Raw genomic sequence first — 17102 nt, forward strand, 5'->3', positions numbered from 1 at the left:
CGCTGGCAATGCGCAGCGGTTTGGGGCACAATTGTTTATTTAACCTCGCAGTGCGCGCGGGAATAGTAGGCACGCGCGCGGCGTTGGGGTAGGTAAGAATGCAAGGAGGTAACACAACATGCACGAAGAAGATCGCCGCATGTATGAGCTGGAATATCCGGCTCCGGTGATTAGGGATGATTCCGGTGACGGACAAGGCCCCACCATGATTGTTGCCATGCACGGCTATGCTGACGCTGGCCAGGCCATTGAGGCAAGTGCTGACCACCTGAAGGCCGCTTTGGAAGGCCGTCAGCTGGCGTCGTTTAACTCTGATGAGCTGATTGATTACCGCTCGCGCCGCCCAGCCATCACGATTGATAAGGATCGGGCGCTGGAAATCGAATCCATGGATCTTGGTATTAAGGTCCTGCGCGATAATTCCGGAAAGACCTTCCTACTGCTGTCTGGCCCTGAACCAGACATGCGCTGGGAGGCGTTTACTACCGCCGTGGTGAAGTTGGTGGAAAAGTTCAACATCGAAGACACCATTATGCTCTATGCCGCGCCGATGCCGGTGCCGCATACCCGCCCCACGGTGGTTACGGCCCATGGCACCTCCTCCCGCTTGACTGAGCACATGCTCTCGATGGATTCCACCATGATGGTGCCAGGCTCCGCCGCGCTGTATCTGGAAAAGGCTCTGGCGGATAAGCACCGCACGGTGGCTGGATATACCGTCCACGTGCCGCATTATCTGGCAGCTTCGCCTTATCCGCAGGCCACGTACCAGTTGCTGGATTCGGTGGCTCGGGCGGCGCGCCTCAACATTCCTTTGGGCAGCATTGAGGCCGATATTTCTCGCGTGGAAAACCAGCTGGAGGAGCAAGTTGGTGGCTCGGATGAGATCGAAGGCGTAGTCCAACAACTCGAGCAGCAATATGACGCTTATATGGAGCGCTACCGCAAGGAGCATCCGCAGGCGATCATGCCTGGCGAGGAGCCCATGCCTACCGGTGAGGAAATCAGCGAGGAGTTCCAGGCATTTTTGGCTTCCTTGGATGAAGAAGAAAGCCAGCAGATCATCAATACCGAGATCGATGACCGCGAAGATTCCGCCGAAGAGGAAGGCCCGCAGTCCGATGATGGCAAGGATGGCACTGATTCTGCTTCGGGCGAGGGCGACTTAGGTGACGATATCTAACTAACCCGCCCCCATCGCCGCTAAGGTGGTGGGGGTGAACTTATCTCAGCTGCTGCCAGATTTAACGGAAGTACCCGAGTCCCTCGTAGACGAGGCAATTTGGGATACCTTTACCTCGTGGACCACCGGCCGGGGTATCAATTTGTACCCAGCGCAAGAAGAAGCCTCGCTCGGTATTTTGGCCGGCGATAATGTTATCCTCGCTACCCCTACAGGCTCGGGAAAGTCCATGGTGGCTAATGCTGCACACTTCATCGCCCTAGCTCGTGGCCAGCGCAGCTTCTATACTGCGCCGATTAAGGCCCTTGTGAGCGAGAAGTTCTTTGCCCTGTGCGATATCTTCGGCGCCGAAAATGTGGGCATGATGACTGGCGACGCCACCGTTAATGGCAATGCCCCCATCATCGCCGCCACCGCCGAGATTGTGGCCAATATTGCGCTGCGCGATGGCGCCGAGGCCAATATCGACCAAGTAGTGATGGACGAGTTCCACTACTACTCCGAGCCGGATCGCGGTTGGGCCTGGCAGGTGCCGCTGCTGGAGTTGTCCAAGGCGCAGTTCCTGCTCATGTCCGCCACTTTGGGCGATACTCAGTGGCTAGAAGATGATCTCACCCGCCGCACTGGCCGCGCCACCAACCTCGTCGCCGGCACCACGCGGCCTGTCCCGCTGGATTTCTCCTATGTCTTTAGCGCGGTGCACGAGACCATCGAGGAGCTCTTGGCCGATAAGAAGGCACCCATCTACGTGGTGCACTTCTCGCAGCGTGAAGCGGCCGAGCGCGCCCAGGCGCTCACCTCACTTTCGGGGATCATTACCAAGGAAGAAAAGGAAGCGATTGCTCAAGAAATAGGTGGGTTCCGCTTCACCACTGCCTTTGGCAAAGATCTGTCCAAGCTCTTGCGCAAGGGCATCGGCATCCACCACGCGGGCATGCTGCCCAAATACCGCCGCCTAGTGGAGCGCCTGGCACAAAAGGGCCTGCTTAAGGTCATTTGCGGCACCGATACCTTAGGAGTGGGTATTAACGTGCCCATCCGCACCGTGCTGATGACTGGGCTTGCCAAGTTCGATGGCCAGCGCCAACGCATCCTCAAATCGCGCGAATTCCACCAGATTGCCGGCCGCGCCGGCCGCGCCGGCTATGACACCGAGGGCACTGTGGTGGTCGAGGCCCCCGAGCACGAGATCGAAAATGCCAAGGAACGCCGCCGCATCGGCGACGACCCCAAACGCTTGAAGAAGCTTAAGAAAAAGTCCGCCCGAGAAGGCGAGGTGTCCTGGTCCGAGAAGACTTTCGCGCGCCTTACTGAGGCTGAGCCGGAACAGCTTACCTCTCAGTTCCGCGTTTCTAATTCCATGCTGCTCAACGTCTTGGCGCGCCATGGCAATGGCTACGAGCACATACGCCACCTACTGCGAGACAATCACGATAATCGCAGCAAACAGAATAAGGACATTCTCACCGCCATCGATCTCTTCCGCGGACTAGTAGATTCCGGCGTGGTACAAAAATCCACCAAGGGTTTGGATATTTACGGCCGTCCCTACCATTTGGTGCGAGAGTTGCCGCGTGACTTTGCGCTCAACCAGCCACTGGGTCCATTCGCCCTAGCCGCGCTCTCGCTGCTGGATCCGGAAGCGGAGACCTATAACCTGGACGTCATTTCCGTATTCGAGGCCATCCTGGATGACCCGCGCCAGGTGCTCATCGCTCAGCAGAAGCAGCGCCGCGGCGAAGAGATTGCCGCGCTGAAGGCGGACGGTGTGGACTACACCGACCGCATGAATATGGTGGAGGATATAACTTGGCCGAAGCCGCTCGAGGAGCTGTTGGAGCAGGCCTACGATACTTTCGCTGAGACCAATGCGTGGGTCAAGGAATTCGAGCTGCGCCCCAAGTCCGTGGTGCGCGACATGCTCGAGAATGCGATGACCTTCTCGGATCTGGTCGCAACCTATGGCCTGGCCCGCTCCGAGGGCGTGATTTTGCGCTACCTGACCGACGCCTGGCGCACCCTTAAGCAATCCATTCCGGACGAGTACAACACTCCGGAGCTCGAGGACATCGTTGTCTGGCTAGGTGAGCTTATCCGCCAAGTGGACTCCTCGCTTGTCGACGAATGGGCGCAGATGGCCGGCGAAGACTCCCCCATCGACCAAGACACGGTGGACCGCGAGCTGGCCTTTGGTGTGGAGGACCCCACCGCGCTCACGGCCAATCGCCGCGCCTTTACCATCATGGTGCGCAATTACATGTTCCGCTTGGTGCAGCTCTTTGCATTGGAAAAGGAAGATCGTTTGGCGGACCTGCTCGATTACTTGGACGAGGTGCCGGACTTCGGCGCTATCCTGGATGACTATTTCGATGAGTATGATGACATCGATTCCGGCCCCGAGGCCCGCGGCCCGGAGTTTTTCCGCCTAGGCGATACTGACTCGCGTGCGTGGTCCGTGCGCCAGATCATCAAGGACCCAGACGGCGACCACGCCTACCAGTTCGTCGCTACGGTAGATCTCGATGCCTCCGATGAGGCCGGCGAAGTCCGGCTGTCGGACCTGCGCGTGGAGTACTAGCCAGCGAAAACGACAAAGCCGCCCTGGCTGCCACGCCCCGAGTGAGGGGGCGTCGGCAAGCGCGAGCGCGGCTAAAGGCCGGCTATTTTAGCGTGCGGCCTCAATCTGGATGGCCTGTGCCACAGCCTGGACAACGGCCGCAACCTTGACGGCCTCCCAGACCTGCTCCTTGCTCAGGCCAGCTTCATTGAGCTCGTGAGCGTGAGCACCCAGGCAGTGCTCGCAGCCATTGATGGCGGAGACTGCGGTATTCCACAGCTCGAAGTTGGCCTTGTCCACGCCTGGCTTGGAGATGATGTTCATGCGCAGGCCGAACTTAACCTGTGCGTAGTCATCGCCCAACCAGCCCTTGGCGCGGTAGGCAACGTTGTTCATAGCCATAACGGTGGCTGCGCCGTAGGCTGCCTCGATAGCTTCCTCGGAGAGGTGCTCCTTTGCTTCCTCCGCAATCTCAGACAGCACGGTGTCATTGCGGGTTGCGGCGGCCGATGCCAGCAGGCAGCCCCAGAGCTGCTCCTCGTCCAGGTCCTTGGAACGGGTCAGGGCGCCCAGGTTGAGCTTCTGGTCCTTGGCGTACTCCGGTAGGGAAGACTTCAGATTATCAATAGACATAGCTTTTCTCCTTTGAGGTTTTGATAGGAATTTACTGCGCTGGATTTAAAAGGAAACCCCGCTACGAAAGCGGGGTAAACCTGCATCTCAGTGAGATTTAGAGTGCGGACTGTACGACGTCCATCTTGTTGATGTTCTTGGTTGGGTCGTTCTTCTCCCAGTTGCAAGCGCAGACCTCTTCGGACTGCAGGGCGTCGAGCACGCGCAGCACCTCGTCTACGTTACGGCCGACAGCATCCGGGGTGACGGATACGAACTGGATAACGCCATCGGGGTCGATAATGAAGGTGGCGCGGTCAGCAACGCCATCAGCGTTTTCTACGCCCAGTGCACGGATGAGGTCGTGGCGCACGTCGGAGAACATCGGGAAAGGAACTTCCTTCAGGTCCGGGTGGGTTGCGCGCCAGTTGAAGTGAGCGAACTCGTTATCGGTGGAGCCGCCGAGGATCTGGGTATCGCGGTCCTGGAACTCCTCGTCCAACTTGCCAAAGGCAGCGATCTCGGTCGGGCAGACGAAGGTGAAGTCCTTCGGGTAGAAGAAGACGACCTTCCACTTGCCTTCGTACTTGTCCAGGGATACCTGCTCGAAGTAGTCCTCCGGCTGGTTAGCGTTGACGTTGTGCAGGTCGCCACCTGTCAGGGCGGTGAGATTGAACTCTGGGAACTTCTCGCCGACGGTCAAAATAGGCATAGTCTTCAACTCCTTTATCAAAGGCTTTTCCTCTAAGTGTCCTGCTGCTTGACATACAAGCAGCGGGGCCGGACCGCATCCGGCCCAACACGATCAGTTATACCATCTTTTTCGCTCGCGTCAATAGCAAATCCTATAGGTAAGTGTTAGAGTAATAGGCATGCATAATAAAGAGTACCGCCCTACACTTGCTCAGCTGCGTACCTTCGTCACCGTTGCGGAAAACAAGCACTTTGGTACCGCGGCCGCCAAACTCGAGATTTCCCAACCCTCCCTCTCCCAGGGCCTCGTTGCCCTCGAACAGGGATTGGGCTTGCAGCTTATCGAGCGCTCGACCCGCAAAGTCATCGTCACCTCGGCCGGTGAGACCCTCCTCCCCTACGCCAAGGCAACGCTTGAAGCAGCCGATACCTTCCTCGCTCACGCTCGCGGCGCCAACGGCACCCTTGCCGGCCCGCTGACTATCGGCGTTATCCCCACCATCGCCCCCTACATCCTCCCCGATCTGCTCTCCATGCTTGCGCAGGCTTACCCGGAGCTCGAGCCGCGCTTCGTCGAGGAGCAAACCCAGCACCTCATTACCCGCCTGCGCAACGGCAACTTGGACCTTGCCATCATGGCCCTTCCATCCGAGGCCACCGGCATGGTCGATAGCCCGCTTTACACGGAGAAATTCTCCATTGTCTGCCCGCCCGATCACCCCATCGCCGGCCGCGAGGATGTCGAGCTTGCGGAGCTCAAGGACTTGGATTTGCTGCTGCTTGACGACGGCCACTGCTTGCGCGATCAGGTCGTCGATCTCTGCCGCCACGCCAGTATCAACCCCGCCGAGGCCACCAATTCCGTCACCCGTGCTTCCTCCCTGACCACCATCATGCAGCTGGTCATGGGCGGGCTGGGCTGCACCCTCGTCCCCGAATCCGCCCTCGCGACCGAATGCCATGGCAAGGATGTAGCCGTAGCCCACTTCGCCCCCGACGTCACAGCCGAGCGCGAGGTCGGCCTCGTCTTCCGCTCCTCTGCAGCCCGCAGCGAAGAATTCCGCGAATTCGGCACGCTCATCACCGCCGCCTACAACAAGGCGATAGAGCGCTCCCAGCAGTAGCCACAATCGGCAGTGGACACTGCCTCTAGTTGCCCCTGGGCGTCGCCAAGCACGCCAAAGGCCACCGTCCCAAGCGGGAAACGGTGGCCTTTACCTATCTGGTGCTATACCTGCGGGAGGGTGTTGCGACCCGCGCACTGGCGGAACATGTGCGCTTGCGCCAATAGTGTGACCGGATAAGCCACGATGAGGCCGATGCCCAAAAGCAAGAAACCGGCCACAATGATGAAAAAGTTCAAAATTGCCAGTAGCAACATTTGACCGTAGTTATTCTTACCTGCCTGAAAGCCCTTCTTCACGGCGTCATCAACGCTATCGCCGTCAGCCGCGAACCACTGCATCAGGGAGAACAGCGGCTGCACAAAGAAGCTAATCAGCGAAATCACAGCCATGACGCCGAGCATGCCCATGACGGCGGTGAACGCTTCTTCATCGGAAAGCTGCTCGGCACCGCCAGCCAGCTTCGCCGCCGAACCACGCAGAGCCAGGAACGAGATAAGACCCGCTACAACACCGATGACAATACCGATGACAAACATAATGACTAGTGGCTGCCACCAGCGCACATTCTTAAATAGGTAGCCCCACCCGGTGCGAGAATCATCAATCTGGAAAAGCGCTAGGCGCATAAGCGCCAGAGTTAGCACGATGCCAATCACCCAGGAAATGATTTGCATGATCGTGGAACTAGCGGAGAGATCGCCATCGGCACTCGCCGTTGCAGCGCCTACTCCGCCAGAAATAGCGAAAAAGACTACGCCGAGGAAGCCAGCAAGCAACGTTCCTAAAATCCATAGCTTCCAGTTGCCAAAGACAGCCCGAAAAGCCCAAGAAACGGCATCAACGGCCGAAACCTTTCCGGTGTGCTGAGGCCCGCCTGCCTGGTAGCCGGCATAGCCTTGGGCGTTGCCCTCGTGGGCGCCACCATACGATGGAAGCTGGCCGTAGTCCGGCCGATCCTCAGGATGGTTGGTCGGCTCATAGCGAGGAAAATCGTCATTTCCACCCGAATACGGGTTCGTCATAGGCGGTGCTCCTCCTTCAGGAATGCACATAGAAAAATGGATAAGTATTTTCACTTTAACAACTTTTTCCTCATTTCAGGTGGACGGGTAAACTCGTTGCCTAGTCATGACTAAGAACGAATCCCCTTCTCGCGACGAGCTCTTCGCCGCACTCGAAAATGTCACTTTGGCCGAGGCCCGCTCCTTCCGCCGCCGTCTCAAGAAGGCTCGCGCCCCTAAAGCGCTGCAAGAAATCGGCGCTGAAATCCATGCCGCGGCCGAGCGCGTCGCGCTTACCGACGCCGCCGTTCCCACCATCTCCTACCCCGACGCCCTCCCCGTCACCGCCCGCAAGGACGATATCGCCGAGGCAATTCGGGACAATCAGGTCGTTATCATCGCTGGTGAGACCGGTTCTGGTAAGACCACCCAGATCCCGAAAATCTGCCTCGAGCTGGGCCGCGGCCGGCGCGGGTTCATCGGCCATACCCAGCCGCGCCGTATTGCAGCGCGCACCGTGGCCGAACGCATCGCCGCGGAATTGGATCAGAAAATCGGCGAGTCCGTCGGCTACGCCATCCGCTTCGATGACCGCGTCTCTGAGACCACCGCCGTCAAGCTTATGACCGACGGCATTCTGCTCGCCGAGATGCAACGCGACCGCTTCCTCAATAAGTACGACACCATCATCATCGATGAGGCCCACGAACGTTCGCTCAATATCGACTTCCTCTTGGGCTACTTGAAGCGCCTATTGCCCAAGCGTCCCGACCTCAAGGTGATCATCACCTCCGCAACCATCGACCCAGAAAGCTTTGCCGCCCACTTTGCCGATGCCGACGGCAACCCCGCCCCCATCATCGAAGTCTCCGGTCGTACCTACCCCGTAGAAATCCGCTACCGGCCGCTCGAGTTCGAAGCCGGCGGAAAAGTCGTGGACCAAGACCCGCTCGACGGCTTGACCGAGGCCATCGAAGAGCTCATGCGCGAAGGCGACGGCGATATCCTGTGCTTCTTCCCTGGCGAGCGAGATATCCGCGATGCCATGGAGGCCATCGAAGGCAAAAAGTGGAAAAACGTCGAGGTCACTCCCCTCTTTGGCCGCCTATCTAACCAAGAGCAGCACCGCGTGTTTAGCGAGCACCGCGGCCGCCGCATCGTCTTGTCCACCAATATCGCCGAAACGTCGCTTACCGTGCCCGGCATCCGCTATGTCGTCGATACCGGCACCGCCCGTATCTCGCGGTATTCCACGCGCACCAAGGTCCAGCGGTTGCCTATCGAGCCCATCTCGCAGGCCTCCGCCAACCAGCGCTCCGGCCGTTGCGGCCGCGTTGCCGACGGCATCGCCATCCGCCTCTACAGCGAACAGGATTTTGAAAGCCGTCCCGAGTTCACCGACCCAGAAATCCTGCGCACCAACCTCGCGAGTGTCATCCTCCAAATGGTTTCGCTCAAGCTCGGTGATATCGAACAATTCCCCTTCATCCAACCTCCCGAGCACAAGGCCATCCGCGATGGTCTCACACTCCTCCACGAGCTCGGCGCCCTCCACGACAAGCAGGACAAGCCCTCGCTCACCACCATCGGCCGCGATCTTTCCCGCATCCCACTGGATCCGCGCATGGCGCGCATGCTCATTGAAGCCAATACCAACGGATGCCTCGATGATGTCATGGTCATCGTTGCCGCCATGACCATCCAAGATGTGCGCGAGCGTCCCCTCGACTTCCAGGCCCAGGCCGACCAAGCCCACGCTCGCTTCAAGGACAAGACCTCGGATTTCTTGTCCATGCTCAAGCTATGGGATTACATCAAGCAAACCCGCAATGAGCAATCCGGCAATAAGTTCCGCAAGCGCATGAAGCAGGAATTCCTCCACTACATGCGCATCCGGGAGTGGTTTGACTTGGTGCGCCAGCTCAAGGACGTCGCCAAGCAGCTGGGCTGGACCTACCAGGAAGGCACCGAGCGCCGCTCCGATGACATCCACATGTCTCTCCTTTCGGGCCTGCTATCCAATATCGGCGCCCGCGATGGCAATTCCAAGGAGTTCCAGGGCGCGCGCAACACCCGCTTCCTGGTATTCCCCGGCTCCGCTTTGGCTAAAAAGCCTCCCGAGTTCCTCATGGCTGCCGAGCTGGTGGAAACTTCCCGCCTCTGGGCGCGCGATGTCGCCGCCATCGATCCTGCCTGGGTAGAAAAGCTCGGTGCGGATCTGCTCAAGCACAACTACTCCGAGCCCACCTGGTCTCGCAAGCGCGCCGCCGCCATCGCGCACCAAAAATCCACGCTCTACGGCGTGCCCATCGTGGCCGACCGCTCCGTGCCCTACCACCGCGTTGATCCCGCCGCTGCCCGCGATATGTTCATCCGCAATGCCCTTATCGCCGGCGACTGGAACACCCACCACGCCTTTTTCAAGGCCAACGCCCAAGCGCTTGACGACGCCGCCGCATACGAAGAAAAGGCCCGCCGCCGCGGCCTCATCGTAGACGAAGACACGCTCTTCGATTTCTATGACCAGCGCATTCCGGAAAAAGTTACCACTGGCCGCCACTTTGACTCGTGGTGGAAAAAGGAGCGCCGCCGCACCCCGGATCTGCTGGATTTCGATCCCGCTAAGCTCATCGATGACTCCCATGATGTCACCGAGGAATCCTTCCCCGACCACTGGCGCAAGGGCTCTATCGATTACGAACTGACCTACAAGTTCGAGCCCGGCGATCCTCTCGACGGCGTTACCGTAATGGTTCCCATTCCTATGCTCGCCGGCTTGGATACCGAAGGCTTCGATTGGCTCGTTCCCGGTCTGCGCCTCGAGCTCGTCACCGAGCTCATCCGCAGCCTGCCCAAGGCCCTGCGCCGCACCGTCGTACCCGCGCCCGAATTTGCCGAGCGCGCCATCGACCGCCTCATCCCTTATGAAGGCCCCATCACCCAGCAGCTTGCCGACGTCCTCCGCGAACTCGGCGGTCAAGGAATCAACGCCACCGACTTCCAGGCCAGCAAGCTACCCGCCCACCTGCGGATGAACTACGGGGCCATCGATAAGCGCGGCAAAATCGTCGACTCGGACCGCGACCTCGCGGCGCTCGTCCGACGGCAGGCCGGACACATCAAGTCCTCCGTATCCCGCGTCTCGCGCACCTCCGAGTCCACCGCCGTTAGCGAATGGACCGACGACACCCTCGGCACCATCGATGACACGGTTACGACCACCGTCGACGGCCACGAAGTCACCGCCTACCCCGCCCTAGTCGCCACAAAGGACGGCGTCGAGCTCAAGGTCCATCCCACCAAGGCCGCCGCAGATGCCGCCATGGTCACGACCACACTCACCCTCCTCATGCGTGAGATATCCGTTAATGCTCCACAAATGGTCAAGGGCTTGCCGTTGCAACAGCGCGTCGCTGTCGATTCCTATCCGCACGGCGGCGCCGACGGCTTGGTTAACGACGCCCGCGTAGCCGCCATCCGCGACTTGATGCTCGAAGCCGGCGGCCCGGTCCGCACCCCCTCGGCGTTCCAGCAGCTCAAGGACACCGTCAAACCCCAGGTCCCAGGACGCGTACGCCAGGCAGTGGTAGCTATTGCCCCCGGACTTGCCGAATACTCCAATCTGCGAGCCGAACTCGCGCATTGGGACGGTCCAGCAATCGATGACATGCGCGCACAATTGGATTTCCTCCTCCCCCGAAATGCCATCACTGTCCATGGAATGTCCCATCTGCGTCATCTCCCGCGATATATCCAAGCCATGCGCATTCGTCTAGAGGACATGAACCTTGACCCGGACCGCGATGCAGACCGCCAAGCCGAGGTAGATAACGCCAAGGCCTACCTATCCAACCGCCTTCGCAACCTCCCGGCCGGCCGCGAAAAGACCCGCGAGGTCAAGGACGTACGCTGGATGATTGAAGAACTTCGAGTATCTCTTTTCGCCCAGCGCCTTGGCACAGCCCACGCCGTTTCACTCCGCCGTATCCAAAAGGCGGTGGACAAACTGCGCTAAAAGTCCTCGCGATCGCGCCTTCGCATCAGCCGAATCTCGGATTCAAAGTCATCTGCGCTTTCAAAGGATTTATACACGGAGGCGAAGCGCAGATAAGCCACTTCATCAAGGTCACGCAGTGGCTCTAGGATGGCCAAACCAATCTCGTTCGCGTTGACCTGCGAGGAGCCATGACTACGCACCGTCTCCTCAACTTCTTGCGCAAGCTTCTTCAGGGCATCGTCGCTTACGTCTCGTCCCTGGCAGGCACGACGGACACCGCGGATCAATTTATCTCTACTGAAGGGCTCGGCCAGACCGTTTCTCTTCACGACAAGCAGCACGGCCTTTTCAACCGTGGTAAAGCGACCCTTGCACGAAGCGCACTCGCGCCGGCGACGAATCGACGCTCCAGCATCGACCACACGCGAGTCAATGACGCGGGATTGCTCATTGTGACAAAAGGGGCAATACACAGTGGTCCTTTCACTGACGTTGATACGCCAGTAGTTTACTCATCTCCAATTCCGTGCGGCCACTGGGCTTCACCCCGCTGTAGCCCCTAGTGCGCTACTGCAGCTTCAACTTGCTGCACACCAGAAGCCGGGGGTTGAGGAGCACTATTTCCTTCAGCGCCCGCAAGTCCCCCTAGCAATGTGCCCACAAAGACCGCGACACCAAACACTGCACCCAATGCGTAGTTACCTGTGTTCGACTCACCCACACTGTTTCGTCCCCTATTCGATCTGTTCCCAGAGCCTCCGGCCGACGTACGGTTCGAACGATAGGTCGTGCGATCTTCCACACGTAGGGTTCGAACATACCGAGAGCTTTCGGTGCCGCGGGCCGCAGAACCGTAGCCGCGCTCCACATCCCACACGGACGCAGAAGGCACCACTACAGGTTCGGAAGCTTTGCGAGTTACCAGGTTATTGCGAGAATTGATCAGCAGAGACATAACTTTCCTTTCGACGACTGAACCCACCGTAGGCGCCTCATGCGACACGTCATGACACCCAGTCGCCATAATGTTCGATTTAGTTGGTACGTTCGATTTATAGCATCGCTTCGAATACTTGTCCACCCCAACACGCAAATCTCGAACATCTGTACTTTTCGTGCTACAAATGACGTGTGGCAACTTTTCAGCGCCGCCAGCTAACAGACCACCGATAAATCCAGCCGATCCCCTCCGAGGAGCCAGCAATGGGCCGCAAGCCAAAGAAGACCACCGAGAAGACCGACTACGCTTCCCTGTCTGACCGCCAGCGACGAATTCTTAACGTCATTAGTGACGCCGTCATGCTGCGTGGTTACCCACCAAGCATCCGCGAAATTGGTGACGCAGCAGGCTTGCAGTCCACCTCCTCTGTTGCCTACCAGCTAAAGCAATTGGAAGAAAAGGGCTTCTTGCGCCGTGACCCAAATAAGCCGCGAGCCGTAGATGTTCGACACCTAAATACCGACGATGGCGCCAAGAAGCCGGGCCGCAAACCGGCTAAGCCCGAACAGCAGGTTCCCGCAGAGGCAGGTGCGGTTTCCTACATTCCTGTGGTTGGCCGAATCGCAGCGGGTGCGCCCATTACCGCGGAAGAAAACGTAGACACTTACTTTCCGATGCCCGATGAGGTAGTCGGTGGCGGCGACCTTTATATGCTGCAAGTGGTCGGCGACTCGATGCAGGATGCCGGCATTCTTGACGGCGACTGGGTAATCATTCGCTCCCAGTCAGTTGCAGAAGAGGGCGAGTTCGTTGCAGCGCTGCTCGATGGTGCTGAAGCTACCGTTAAGGAATTCCACCGCGATTCCTCTGGCGTGTGGTTGCTCCCCCACAACGATGCCTACGCTCCCATCAACGGCGATGATGCGGAGATCATGGGCAAGGTTGTATCCGTATTCCGTAAGCTTTAGTCACCAGCCTGACACAGATTCTATAGCCCCGCGAGGTCCTCGATTGGCCCTTGCGGGGTCTATCTATGTACACCCTTCGTTGAAGCGGCCCGTTTCCTGCCACCCCCATTTGGCTCCATTTCGGACCCGGACACCAAAAGAGACGAAAATCCCACTTTCCCACTTTTCCCTCTGACCAGGTACTTCAGCGCACCGGATATAGAATGCAGCCGTGCAAATTTTTGCTTTAGTCCGTTTATTCCCGATTTTTGAGACAATGGACTAAGCAAAACAACATCGCCGGATTTTCACTTCCGCATAAAGTGGCAACTTTTACCCCCACTACATGACGCGATGTCTCTAGATTCAAGGAGGAATCATGTACGCAGAAGAGCGGCGTCGCCAAATTGCTTCCCTCACCGCCGTTGAAGGCCGCGTCAACGTCACTGAGCTCTCGGAACGCTTCGAAGTTACGGCCGAGACCATCCGCCGCGACCTTGCGGTGCTTGACCGTGAGGGCGTCGTCCATCGCGTGCATGGCGGCGCAGTAGCCTCCCAATCCTTCCAGACCGCGGAGCTTACCCTAGATACCCGCCAGCGGTCCGCCTCTGGCGCAAAAGCGGCTATCGCCCGCGCGGCCCTAGATTTTCTTCCCCAGGGCGGCGGCAGCATTTTCTTGGACGCAGGCACCACCATTAACGCGTTCGCGGAGCTCATTGGACAGCAGTACCCGCAGGCGCAGTTTAATATTGTCTCCAATAGCCTGCCTATTGCCCTGTCGCTAGCGGGCAATGGCGTGCCTGACGTCCAGCTACTTGGCGGTACGGTCCGCGCGATTACCCAAGCCGTCGTTGGCGATACCGCACTGCGCACCCTGGCTTTGATGCGTGCCGACGTCGCCTTTATCGGCACCAATGCCCTAACCCTGGACCATGGCTTGTCGACGGCCGATTCCCAAGAGGCAGCCATCAAATCCGCCTTTGTCACCAATGCCCACAAGGTTGTGGTCATGTGTGACTCCAGCAAGCTGGGCAATGACTATTTGGTAAGTTTCGCCTCTGCCGCCGATATCGACGTCGTCATTACGGACGCCGCTGCCCCCGATTCCTTCGTGGAGGCGCTGCGCGAGCGCGAGATTGAGGTCGTGCTCGCCAGCGAATAGTCCCCCGATCCTTCGCCTACTTTAGGCGAAGGACTCCATGCGCTCGACCACTGCGGTACGGGCAGCGTCAGGGCTCTCCGCATCCAGTGCTACCTCTGCCAACTGCTGGCACTGTTCTAAGGTAACCTCCGCCAGCTGCGCGCCGACGCCCGCAACTGCGGTCGACGCTGCGGATAGCGAATTTACGCCCAAGCCGGTAAGCACGCAGGCCAACATTGGGTCGGCCGCCGCCTCACCGCACACGCCTACCGCAACGTTATTGGCTTGGCCCACGATGCAGGTGTGCTGAATGAGCCGCAGCACAGCCGGCTGCCACGGGTCGGTCAGGTAGGCCAGCTGTGGCGACAGGCGGTCCGCAGCCATAGTGTACTGAGTCAGGTCATTAGTGCCGATAGACACGAAATCAAGGTGCGGCATGATTTTATCGGCCATAAGCGCTGCGGCCGGAACCTCAATCATGGCGCCGGCAGTCAGGCCGCGCTCGCGGCACAGGCTAGCAAACCACTGGGCCTCGGTAGAGGTGGCAACCATAGGAGCCATCACCCAGGTAGATGCTTTGTCATCGCGAGCCGCAGCCGCCTGCGCAATCGCATCCAGCTGGCGGGTCAGCAGAGCCTCATTATCGCGTGCAATACGCAGCCCACGAACACCCAATGCTGGGTTTTCCTCGGAGCTTAGCGTGGCATAAGAGATAGGTTTATCGGATCCGGCATCCAGCGTACGCACGACAACCTTTGATTCAGGAAAGGCATTAAAAACCTTGCCGTAAATCTTTGCCTGCTCGTCAACGCTGGGCTCTTCACTGGCCGAGAGGAACGATAGTTCCGTGCGGTACAGGCCGATACCCTCTGCTTGCGAATCCGAAGCAATGCGGGCGGCGTTGCCATCAGCGACGTTGGCAAGCAGCTGCACACGGTGGCCGTCCTTGGTCTCAGCCGGGCCGCGCCACTGGGCAACGCGTGCCGCACGCTCGCGATACTCAGCCACTGCCTTTGTGGAAGTCTTTTCGTCGGCCCCAAGGGTGACGGCGCCCACTGCACCATCGACGAATACCAACGTGCCGCTTTCAATATCGCTCAGCGCGGCGCCCACAGCAACGATGCATGGAATATCCAACTGACGGGCGATGATGGCCGTATGGCTGGTAGGTCCACCAAGCTCGGTGACAAGGGCCTTGATGTGCTTGGTATCCAGCGTCGCGGTATCGGCCGGGGCCAAATCGTCCGCGAACAGCACGGCCTCGCCGTCTACGAGCGGCAGGCCCGGCTCTTCCTCGCCGCGCAGCTCTGCGATTACGCGGTCGCGCACGTCCTTCAAGTCAGTGGTGCGCTCTGCCATCATGCCGCCGGCAGCCTCAAACATGGTGACAAACTTATCGGTGGCACCGACAGTAGCGAATTCCGCATCCCGGCCGGTGCGGATATTCTTGCGCACCGCCTTATGCCAACCACGGTCCTTGACCATGCCGGCCGTTGCGGTCAGAACTTCCGCAGCCTGGCCCTCCGCGGCAGCAGCCCGCTGCTCCAAGCGGCCAGCGACAGTATCTACGGCCGCAAGGAAGCGGTCGTACTCAGAATCGCTCGCTTGCTCTGGATCAATGCTTCCCTCGGTAGGCAAGGCCGGGCGAGGGCGGACCCACACGGCTTCGGCGTAGGCGACTCCGGCAACGACACCGGTTCCTTTGATTGTGGACTCAGACGCGTTTTCCATGAGCGTACTTCCTTCGAAGATAGCGGTTTATTAACTTCCAGAACACCACAAATCGGATAGAAAAGCAATGTATACCACAGAAATTCTGTTGACTTTCGGACACAATCGGACAAGAATCAACATTAAGGGCGGGCCATGCCCGCGAGGTTCTCCCCAACGGCGTTCGGCCCCAATATACAACCTGCGAAAGGGACAACTTGATTCTCACGCTGACCCCCAATCCCAGTATTGACGCCACCCTTGTGCTCAGCGAGCCATTGACCTCCGGTGATGTCCACCGGGCCAGCGAGGTCACACAGGTTGCTGGCGGCAAAGGCGTAAACGTCACCCATGCCGTGCACTTGGCCGGCGAGCAATCCTTGGCTCTTTTCCCGGCCCACGACTCCGATTCTTTCCTAAATCTCATCCACTCGGCCGGGCTGCCTTCCTCTGCAATCCCCATGGACGGCGCAGTTCGCGTCAATACCACCATCACAGAGCCTGATGGCACTACCACCAAGGTCAACGGTCCAGGCCCTGCGCTTTCCGACGCCGACTCCCGCGCTATTACCTCCGAGCTCACCGCCCGCGCCCTTGCCTCCGACTGGGTGGTTCTAGCCGGCTCCCTGCCGCGTGGCGTTAACACAGATTGGTATTGCGACCTCATCTCCGCGGTCCGCGCGGCCGCACCACAGGCTCGCATTGCCGTGGATACGTCAGATGCCCCAATGCAAGCCATTGGCGAAAGCCTCAATTCTGCTGCGCCGGATCTCATTAAGCCCAATGGATTAGAACTCGGCCAGCTCACCAGAACCGACGGCCGCGAACTGGAAGACCAGGCCGCACGCGGCGAGTACTCGGGGGTTGTTCGGGCGGCCCGGGACGTCGTCAAGCAGGGCATCGCAGAGGTACTCGTCACCCTTGGCGGTGCCGGGGCGGTGCTGGTTACCGCGGACGGCGCTTGGGCTGCAACTCCCCCGCCAGCAACGGTGAAATCCACCGTAGGCGCCGGTGACGCCGCGCTCGCTGGATACCTCCTCGGCCGTACCGCCGGTAAGTCGCCGGCCGATAGCCTGGCGCAGTCGGTGGCCTATGGAACTGCGACTGCATCCAAACAAGGCACCCAATTCCCCCGCCCAGAAGAACTCGATATCGCACATACCCCCGTAAACTCGCTAGCCTAAGGAGTGCCTA

The 17102-nt window shown here is 59.2% G+C and carries 12 protein-coding genes; 7 read left to right on the top strand and 5 right to left on the bottom strand.

From position 1 onward, the window contains the following. Positions 1–118: 118 nt before the first annotated feature. Both MHX61_RS08195 and MHX61_RS08200 read left to right on the top strand, forming a co-directional pair. Positions 119–1183 (top strand): PAC2 family protein, encoded by a 1065-nt coding sequence (locus MHX61_RS08195; RefSeq protein WP_204608713.1) that lies wholly within the window; start codon positions 119–121, stop codon positions 1181–1183. Between the two features lie 34 nt (positions 1184–1217). After that, positions 1218–3761: a DUF3516 domain-containing protein gene (locus tag MHX61_RS08200; protein WP_239194034.1), complete on the top strand. Its 2544-nt coding sequence runs from the start codon at positions 1218–1220 to the stop codon at positions 3759–3761. Between the two features lie 87 nt (positions 3762–3848). On the opposite strand, the gene MHX61_RS08205 is transcribed toward MHX61_RS08200, so the two are convergent. After that, positions 3849–4373: a carboxymuconolactone decarboxylase family protein gene (locus MHX61_RS08205; protein ID WP_239194036.1), complete on the bottom strand. Its 525-nt coding sequence runs from the start codon at positions 4371–4373 to the stop codon at positions 3849–3851. A 97-nt stretch (positions 4374–4470) separates the two neighbouring features. Beyond that, positions 4471–5064 (bottom strand): peroxiredoxin, encoded by a 594-nt coding sequence (locus MHX61_RS08210; protein WP_239194038.1) that lies wholly within the window; start codon positions 5062–5064, stop codon positions 4471–4473. Positions 5065–5224: 160 nt separating this feature from the next. Between MHX61_RS08210 and MHX61_RS08215 the strand changes: the two genes are divergently transcribed. Further along, positions 5225–6169, top strand: coding sequence for a hydrogen peroxide-inducible genes activator (locus MHX61_RS08215; protein WP_239194040.1), 945 nt, complete (start codon positions 5225–5227; stop codon positions 6167–6169). 104 nt (positions 6170–6273) lie between these two features. On the opposite strand, the gene MHX61_RS08220 is transcribed toward MHX61_RS08215, so the two are convergent. Then, entirely contained in the window at positions 6274–7194 is a 921-nt protein-coding gene (locus MHX61_RS08220; protein WP_239194042.1) for a hypothetical protein, read from the bottom strand. A 106-nt stretch (positions 7195–7300) separates the two neighbouring features. Between MHX61_RS08220 and hrpA the strand changes: the two genes are divergently transcribed. Then, complete coding sequence (gene hrpA / locus MHX61_RS08225; RefSeq protein WP_239194044.1) at positions 7301–11188, top strand: ATP-dependent RNA helicase HrpA; 3888 nt, start codon at positions 7301–7303, stop codon at positions 11186–11188. Here the strand turns inward: hrpA and nrdR are convergent. Then, entirely contained in the window at positions 11185–11643 is a 459-nt protein-coding gene (gene nrdR, locus MHX61_RS08230; RefSeq protein WP_005328590.1) for a transcriptional regulator NrdR, read from the bottom strand. The two genes, hrpA and nrdR, sit on opposite strands and share 4 nt — an antisense overlap. Before the next feature lie 730 nt (positions 11644–12373). Between nrdR and lexA the strand changes: the two genes are divergently transcribed. Both lexA and MHX61_RS08240 read left to right on the top strand, forming a co-directional pair. Further along, positions 12374–13078, top strand: coding sequence for a transcriptional repressor LexA (gene lexA / locus MHX61_RS08235; RefSeq protein WP_005328592.1), 705 nt, complete (start codon positions 12374–12376; stop codon positions 13076–13078). A gap of 358 nt (positions 13079–13436) precedes the next feature. Then, a complete protein-coding gene (locus tag MHX61_RS08240; RefSeq protein ID WP_239194046.1) occupies positions 13437–14219 on the top strand; it encodes a DeoR/GlpR family DNA-binding transcription regulator in 783 nt (260 codons plus the stop codon). Positions 14220–14240: 21 nt separating this feature from the next. On the opposite strand, the gene ptsP is transcribed toward MHX61_RS08240, so the two are convergent. Continuing rightward, positions 14241–15929, bottom strand: coding sequence for a phosphoenolpyruvate--protein phosphotransferase (gene ptsP, locus MHX61_RS08245; protein WP_239194048.1), 1689 nt, complete (start codon positions 15927–15929; stop codon positions 14241–14243). A 197-nt stretch (positions 15930–16126) separates the two neighbouring features. Between ptsP and MHX61_RS08250 the strand changes: the two genes are divergently transcribed. Further along, positions 16127–17092 (top strand): 1-phosphofructokinase family hexose kinase, encoded by a 966-nt coding sequence (locus MHX61_RS08250; protein WP_239194050.1) that lies wholly within the window; start codon positions 16127–16129, stop codon positions 17090–17092. Positions 17093–17102 lie beyond the last annotated feature (10 nt).

Origin of the sequence: Corynebacterium sp. ACRPF (assembly GCF_022347395.1) — a bacterium.
Taxonomy (GTDB): domain Bacteria; phylum Actinomycetota; class Actinomycetes; order Mycobacteriales; family Mycobacteriaceae; genus Corynebacterium; species Corynebacterium tuberculostearicum_D.